This window comes from Streptomyces sp. UH6 (assembly GCF_013421635.1).
Classification (GTDB): domain Bacteria; phylum Actinomycetota; class Actinomycetes; order Streptomycetales; family Streptomycetaceae; genus Streptomyces; species Streptomyces abyssomicinicus.
This window is the reverse complement of the sequence record NZ_JACADT010000345.1, coordinates 1-5,504: the sequence shown is the minus strand read 5'-3', so window position 1 is coordinate 5,504 and position 5,504 is coordinate 1. Positions and strand designations below refer to the sequence as shown.

Annotated in this window: 8 protein-coding genes; 4 read left to right on the top strand and 4 right to left on the bottom strand. The window is 71.6% G+C overall.

Annotated features, from left to right (window positions below):
• Window positions 1–221: GntR family transcriptional regulator (locus tag HW445_RS17215; protein WP_180221896.1), on the bottom strand; the 221-nt coding region annotated here is incomplete at its 3' end.
• A 76-nt stretch (window positions 222–297) separates the two neighbouring features.
• On the opposite strand from HW445_RS17215, the gene HW445_RS17210 reads away from it, so the two are divergent.
• Entirely contained in the window at window positions 298–1,227 is a 930-nt protein-coding gene (locus HW445_RS17210; protein ID WP_180221895.1) for a GNAT family N-acetyltransferase, read from the top strand.
• Entirely contained in the window at window positions 1,208–1,717 is a 510-nt protein-coding gene (locus HW445_RS17205; RefSeq protein WP_180221894.1) for a DUF402 domain-containing protein, read from the top strand. Before HW445_RS17210 ends, HW445_RS17205 begins: the two co-directional genes overlap by 20 nt.
• 39 nt (window positions 1,718–1,756) lie before the next feature.
• On the opposite strand, the gene HW445_RS17200 is transcribed toward HW445_RS17205, so the two are convergent.
• Window positions 1,757–2,392 carry a Tat pathway signal sequence domain protein gene (locus HW445_RS17200; protein ID WP_180221893.1) on the bottom strand — a complete coding sequence of 212 codons (636 nt, stop codon included), beginning with the start codon at window positions 2,390–2,392 and terminating at the stop codon, window positions 1,757–1,759.
• Window positions 2,393–2,499: 107 nt separating this feature from the next.
• A complete protein-coding gene (locus tag HW445_RS17195; protein ID WP_180221892.1) occupies window positions 2,500–3,414 on the bottom strand; it encodes a hypothetical protein in 915 nt (304 codons plus the stop codon).
• Window positions 3,415–3,905: 491 nt separating this feature from the next.
• On the opposite strand from HW445_RS17195, the gene HW445_RS17190 reads away from it, so the two are divergent.
• Together HW445_RS17190 and HW445_RS17185 are read left to right on the top strand one after the other, a co-directional pair.
• Window positions 3,906–4,529 (top strand): DUF6230 family protein, encoded by a 624-nt coding sequence (locus HW445_RS17190; protein ID WP_180221891.1) that lies wholly within the window; start codon window positions 3,906–3,908, stop codon window positions 4,527–4,529.
• An 89-nt stretch (window positions 4,530–4,618) separates the two neighbouring features.
• Window positions 4,619–5,170 (top strand): DUF6114 domain-containing protein, encoded by a 552-nt coding sequence (locus HW445_RS17185; RefSeq protein ID WP_257231131.1) that lies wholly within the window; start codon window positions 4,619–4,621, stop codon window positions 5,168–5,170.
• An 8-nt stretch (window positions 5,171–5,178) separates the two neighbouring features.
• On the opposite strand, the gene HW445_RS17180 is transcribed toward HW445_RS17185, so the two are convergent.
• On the bottom strand, window positions 5,179–5,504 hold a 326-nt coding region (locus HW445_RS17180), incomplete at its 5' end, for a hypothetical protein (protein WP_180221890.1).

The window sequence follows — 5,504 nt, the reverse complement described above, 5'->3', positions numbered from 1 at the left end:
CCCCGGGTCTCGATCACCCCGTCCGCCTCCAGCGCCCGGTAGGCCTTGGCCACGGTGTTGGCCGCCAGCCCCAGCGTCTCGGCCAGGCCGCGCACGGTCGGCAGCCGGTGCCCCACCGGAAGGGCGCCGGAGCGCGCCTGTTCGGAGATCTGCGCCCGCACCTGCTCGTAGGGCGCAAGGCTGCCGGCTCGGTCGTCGATACGGATCCTCAGGCTGCTCACACCCGGATTCTGCCGCACCCGGCCACGGCCGGAAAATGAAGGGCGGCCCACCGTCCTCTCGCGTACCGTCCCCGCCATGACCGTCTCCGTACGCGCCATCCGGCCGGGCAACCGCGGCGACGCCGAGGCCTTCGCCCGGATCCGGATGCTGGCGCTCCCGTACGTCTTCTTCACCGCCGACTCGGTCGAGCACGTGCTGGCCCGGCTCCATCCGGACAGCCACTACACGGCCCTGCTCGCGGAGGAGGACGGCGAGGCGATCGGCACCGCCCAGCTCTCCCTCGCCCACGAGAGCCCCGAGCCCGGGCAGGCGCTGCTCAACGTCTACGTCCGCCCGGACCGCACCGGCCGCGGCGCGGGCACCGCCCTGGTGAACGCCGGTGAGAAGCGGCTCGCCGAACTGGGCGCGCACAAGGTGTTCTCCTGGGTCCTCGACGAGCCCGCCCACCGCGTCTTCGCGGACCGCCGCGGCTACCGGCCCGGCAGCACCGCCCAGTTCCTGCGCCTGGACCTCGCCCGGGCCGAACTGCCGCCGGTGCCCGTCCCGCCGCCGGGCGTCGAGCTGCGGACCGTCGCGGACTTCGCGGACGACCCGCGGCCCGTCTTCCTGCTGGACGCGGAGTGCACCGCCGACGAGCCCGGTGACGTGGACTACGTGTTCGACGACTACGAGACCTGGCTCGAGGAGACCTGGCACCATCCGCTCCAGCGCCACGACCTTGCCACCGTCGCCGTCGTCGACGGCCGCCCCGTGGCGTTCACCGCGGTCCGCACGGACGGCGGCACCCGCTACGGCACCGGCATGACCGGCACGGCCCGCGCCCACCGCGGCCGGGGCCTGGCCAAGCTGGTGAAGACCGATTCCCTGCACCGCGCCCGGGCGGCGGGTTTCACCGAGGCGCACACCGGCAACGACGCCGGCAACGAGCCGATGCTCGCCGTCAACCGATGGCTCGGCTACGAGTTCTGCGCACAGGAGGTCCATCATGTCCGCGAACTCGGCTGAGGCCGGCGAGGGTACGGAGCGGGTCGAGGTGGTGCTGCGCAAGGCGGGCCGCCTGAAGGTCCGTTACCCCGCGGACCTGCTCTTCGACGACGGCACGCGGATCGCCGTCCGCGCCGAGTGGGCCGGGGAGGGCGTCCGCGACTTCGGCTTCGTGCGGTTCGAGCCGCACGACGTGTTCACCGAGTGGTACTGGCGGGACCGGTGGTACTCGGTCAAGGAGGTCCGCGACCCCGCCGGTGTCCTCAAGGGCTGGTACTGCGACGTCACCCGCCCCGCGGAGCGGTCCGGCGGCCGGGTGGTCGTGGAGGACCTCGACCTGGACCTGTGGGTGTCCGGCGACGGCGCCCGGGTGCTGCGGCTGGACGAGGACGAGTTCGCCGAGAGCGGCCTGCGCGAGAGCGACCCGCACGCCGCGGTACGGGCCGAGGCCGCCCTCGACGAGCTGGAGCACATCGCTCGCGAGGGCGGCTTCGGTACGTTGCTCGCCTGACGGCCGGGCACCGGCCGTCGGCGTCGGGGCCGTCCGAGGTCAGTTGACGAAGACCTTGGTCGTGGTCGAGGCCTTGACCACCGGCTTGTAGGAGCCGCTGAACTTGGTCGTCAGCGGACAGGTCGGCTCGCTGTTGGTCAGCGTCAGCGTCTGGTTGCTGAAGTTGATCGAGTTGTCGGCGTTGGACGAGGAGCCGACCAGCGAGGACGCCTGGTAGATGCAGGTCACCGGCCCGAAGAGGCTGTTCAGCACGGCGGTCGCCTTGAGGGGCGTGACGGTGACCACTCCGGCGGAGGTCACGGTCGCGCTGGCCGTGGCGATGCTGATGCTGCTGACACCGGTGGCGCCCGGCAGGCTGATGACGCAGGAGGAGGGGTTGACGGTGACGTTGACGTTGCTCTCCGTCGCGGTCCCCGGGGCGGTGGGGTTGGACGCCACCTTCGCGGCGAAGTTGGACGAGGAGCAGTTGAGCGAGCCGACCGGGCTGGTGCTGCTCAGGGAGATCGACCCGGCGGCGGACAGGTTGTCGCCGACGGCCACCGCGGTGCCGCCCGCGCTGCCGTAGGTGAGCACGTTGCCGGCGGTGGGAGCGGCTGTCGCCGTGGCCATGCCGCCGAGGGTGGCGGCACCGGTCAGAGCGGTGGCGGCGAGTAACGCGAAACGCCTGTTGCGCATGGTGGAGCCCTTTCGGTTGAGGGTTGTGGAGCAAGGGCGGGACATGGTGCAAGAGGTGTTGCGGAGGGTGCTGCCCAGGACGGCGCCACCAGGGGCGCCGCCCCGACTCAGCCGCGGGCGTCGTTCAGTGCCGCGGTGAGCGACTGGATGGAGGTGTCGATCGAGATGGCGACGTCGACGTCGTCGAAGGAGATGGAGTTCCCCGACGCGGAGGGCAGGTCGAACAGCGAGTTGACGATCCAGTTCGACTCGCCCGCGGTCAGCAGTCCGCAGCGGCTGGCGCCGGGGATCGCGAAGTCGCGGTCGACGAGCTGGCCGTCGAGCATCTTGAGCGTCACCGTGGAGTGACCGTTCGGGTCGACCACCTGGCTGAGGGTGGGCCGGTTGGGCGCGATGGCCTGGAGGACGATCGGGTTGCTGTCGGTGCCGACGTAGCACTTCGAGCCGAGCAGCGGGTGCTCGAGCTTCAGCTTGATCGGAAGCTCGAAGATCGGGTACTCGGTGCCGACCGCGAGCGGCACGAAGTTCTTGATCTGTCCGGCGGGTTCGACCTTCACGTTGGCGCTGGTGACGCCGGGCCAGAAGTTCGACAGGCCGGGCAGCGGGGCCTCGGTGAGCGGCGCCTTGATCAGGCCGTCGGTGGCCGCGGTGGTGTCGTAGATGTTGGGCGTGCTCCCGGTCGGGGTGGTGGCCCTCGGACCGTCGGCGGCCCAGCGGAAGCCGAAGTCGATCTTCATCGGGCTGCCCACCGGCACGGTGTAGTCGCCGATGGAGAAGGATCCCGAACCGATCGTGGTGTGGACGCAGCCGACCTGGAGGTTGTCGGCCTTGGTCAGCAGGGCGGAGCCGACGGGGCAGGCCCCCATGCCCGTGTAGGGCTCGGCCATGGGGGTCTCGGCGGCCTGGGCCGGCGTGGTCTGCAGGGCGAGCAGGGCGGTGACACCGGCGGTGGCGGCCCCGAGACGGCGCAACGCGCTGCGGCCCGGACGGCGGGATCTGGAGATGCGGGCGGTTCCGGTCATGTGCACGAGCTCCTCGACGTAGGTGGCGAAGGTGGTGCGACACAGCGGCGCGAGGGCCGGCCCCACACACCGGCGCCACGGTGCGCGGGGCCGGCCGTCGCCGGGAAACCCAATTGGGGTTGTATACCTGCCGATTGGGGCGGTCAAGGCGGTGGACCAAAAAATGTTACCCGAGGTAAGTGCACGTCGCAGGCTCTTTCCGGCCGCCACCCGGCCGGAAGGCATCGCTCCGCCACCGCTGCCCCGGACCTCCCCGAAGGGGCGCCCCGCTCCCCCTCCGGCTGCTTCCCGCCACCGGTGTCACCTGTTCAACACCCTTTCTTCGCAAGGTGATTGACCCCGTTCGACACTCACCGGTAACTTGCGGAGATCCCCCACATCTCCGCACATCGCCAGCCCGACGGGAGACCCGCGATGTGCGACGGGGGGAGTCCGCGCCAGGATCTGCCCACCCGGTTCGCACCTTCCAGCCGTAACTAGGAGAGCCGTTCATGACAGAGTCCGAAACGCCCGTCAAGGGCAGAGTCCGGCTGCGCCGCTGGGCCGTGCTGGGCGTCCCGGGTGTGGTGGCCACCGCCGCACTGACCGTCCTCACCGCCCAGGGTGCGCTCGCCGTCTCGTTCAACATCTCGTCGATGGCGCACACCATCAACGCCGACAAGCTCAGCGGCAAGGGCCTGGCCCAGTTCGGCGGGCGGGACCACATGAGTCCCGACAACCCGATCGAGCCGGGCGCGGCCAAGAACGTCTTCATCACCACCATCAAGGACGCCAGGATCACCAACCTGTGCCAGGCGGTGCAGATCGGCGCGGCGTACCTGAAGATCACGGCCGGCAACAAGGGGACGCCCGCCAAGGCCACCGGCCTGGCGACCGACTCCGACGTGCTGACCGGCAAGAGCGCCTCCTTCACCGGCCTGGAGATGGGCCGGGACGCCTCGGAGCTGGACAAGGGCGCCATGACGGGCCCGGCCGGCACCTTCGGTCTGCAGGCGGACACCATCGAGGTCGACCACGTGTACCAGCACAACTGGGCCACGACGGCAGGGGCGATGACCCTGCCCGACCTCAGGATCGAGATCACCCGTGACGGCTGCCCGGGCGAGGGCAACTGATCCGGCGGTCTCCCCGCCCCGGCCAGGAGGGACTCTCCTCCTGGCCGGGGCCTCGTCCGATCCGCGACACGCAGAAGGAGCAACTGGCGTTGGCCAGCGACAGCACGCGCGAGAACACGCCCGACCCGTCCGCGCCCCACGCGGCGGCCGGAGCGCCCGGGAGCCCTGACGGCTCGGCCCCCGCCACGAGCGACAGCTCCGGACCGGACGTCGAGACGTCAGGGCCGCGCAATGTCTCCCGGTTCACCGCCTGGCGGTGGCGCCGGCCCTTCTGGGGCGGCCTCCTGCTCACCCTGGCGGGGTGCCTGACCATGCTGACCATGGTGCAGGGGTCCCTGGAGGTGGCCCTCGCCTCCGGCCCGCGCGGCCTGGTCGGCTACATCCTGCCCGGCCTGATGATCATCTGCGGCGTGCTGACCCTCTTCAACCCGGCCCAGCGGATCTTCTACTCGATCGTGGGACTGCTGTCCTCCCTGGGCGCCTGGACCACCTCCAACATGGGCGCCTTCATGGTGGGCACCATCCTCGGGGTGGCAGGCTCGACCATGACCTTCGGCTGGCTTCCCGAGCAGGGCCCCCGCGCCAAGAGGTCCGGACGCCGCAAGCGCGACAAGCGGGAGGAGGCGGCGCCCGCCGGCTGATCCGGTGCTCACCCGGCGCTGCCCGGGCTGCTGTGCCACAGCTTCCGCCCCGTGGGCGGGCCGCCGTTCCCCGCGGGACGGAGGTCCGCCCACGGGTGCATCTCGTACCCGGTGGGCATCCGGATGGTCCGGCCGCCGTCCCCGCCCCCGGCCGCGTCCCCGTCGCCCCCGTCCTGCCGTCCGCGGCCCTGCTCGCGCAGCGCGCTCTGCTCGGCCAGCGTCTCCGACAGCCGGGCCGCCACCCGCTCGAGCCCGCCCTCGGCGCGCAGCTCGGCCAGCTCGGCCAGGTTCCAGACGGCCGAGCCCACCACGCTGAAACTGCGCGCCCCGCGGC

Bases quoted from the DNA above. Each gene is read 5' to 3' on its own strand.
- HW445_RS17195 (WP_180221892.1), bottom strand. From the start codon at position 3,414: ATGACCGGAACCGCCCGCATCTCCAGATCCCGCCGTCCGGGCCGCAGC.
- HW445_RS17205 (WP_180221894.1), top strand. From the start codon at position 1,208: ATGTCCGCGAACTCGGCTGAGGCCGGCGAGGGTACGGAGCGGGTCGAG.
- HW445_RS17190 (WP_180221891.1), top strand. From the start codon at position 3,906: ATGACAGAGTCCGAAACGCCCGTCAAGGGCAGAGTCCGGCTGCGCCGC.
- HW445_RS17210 (WP_180221895.1), top strand. From the start codon at position 298: ATGACCGTCTCCGTACGCGCCATCCGGCCGGGCAACCGCGGCGACGCC.
- HW445_RS17200 (WP_180221893.1), bottom strand. From the start codon at position 2,392: ATGCGCAACAGGCGTTTCGCGTTACTCGCCGCCACCGCTCTGACCGGT.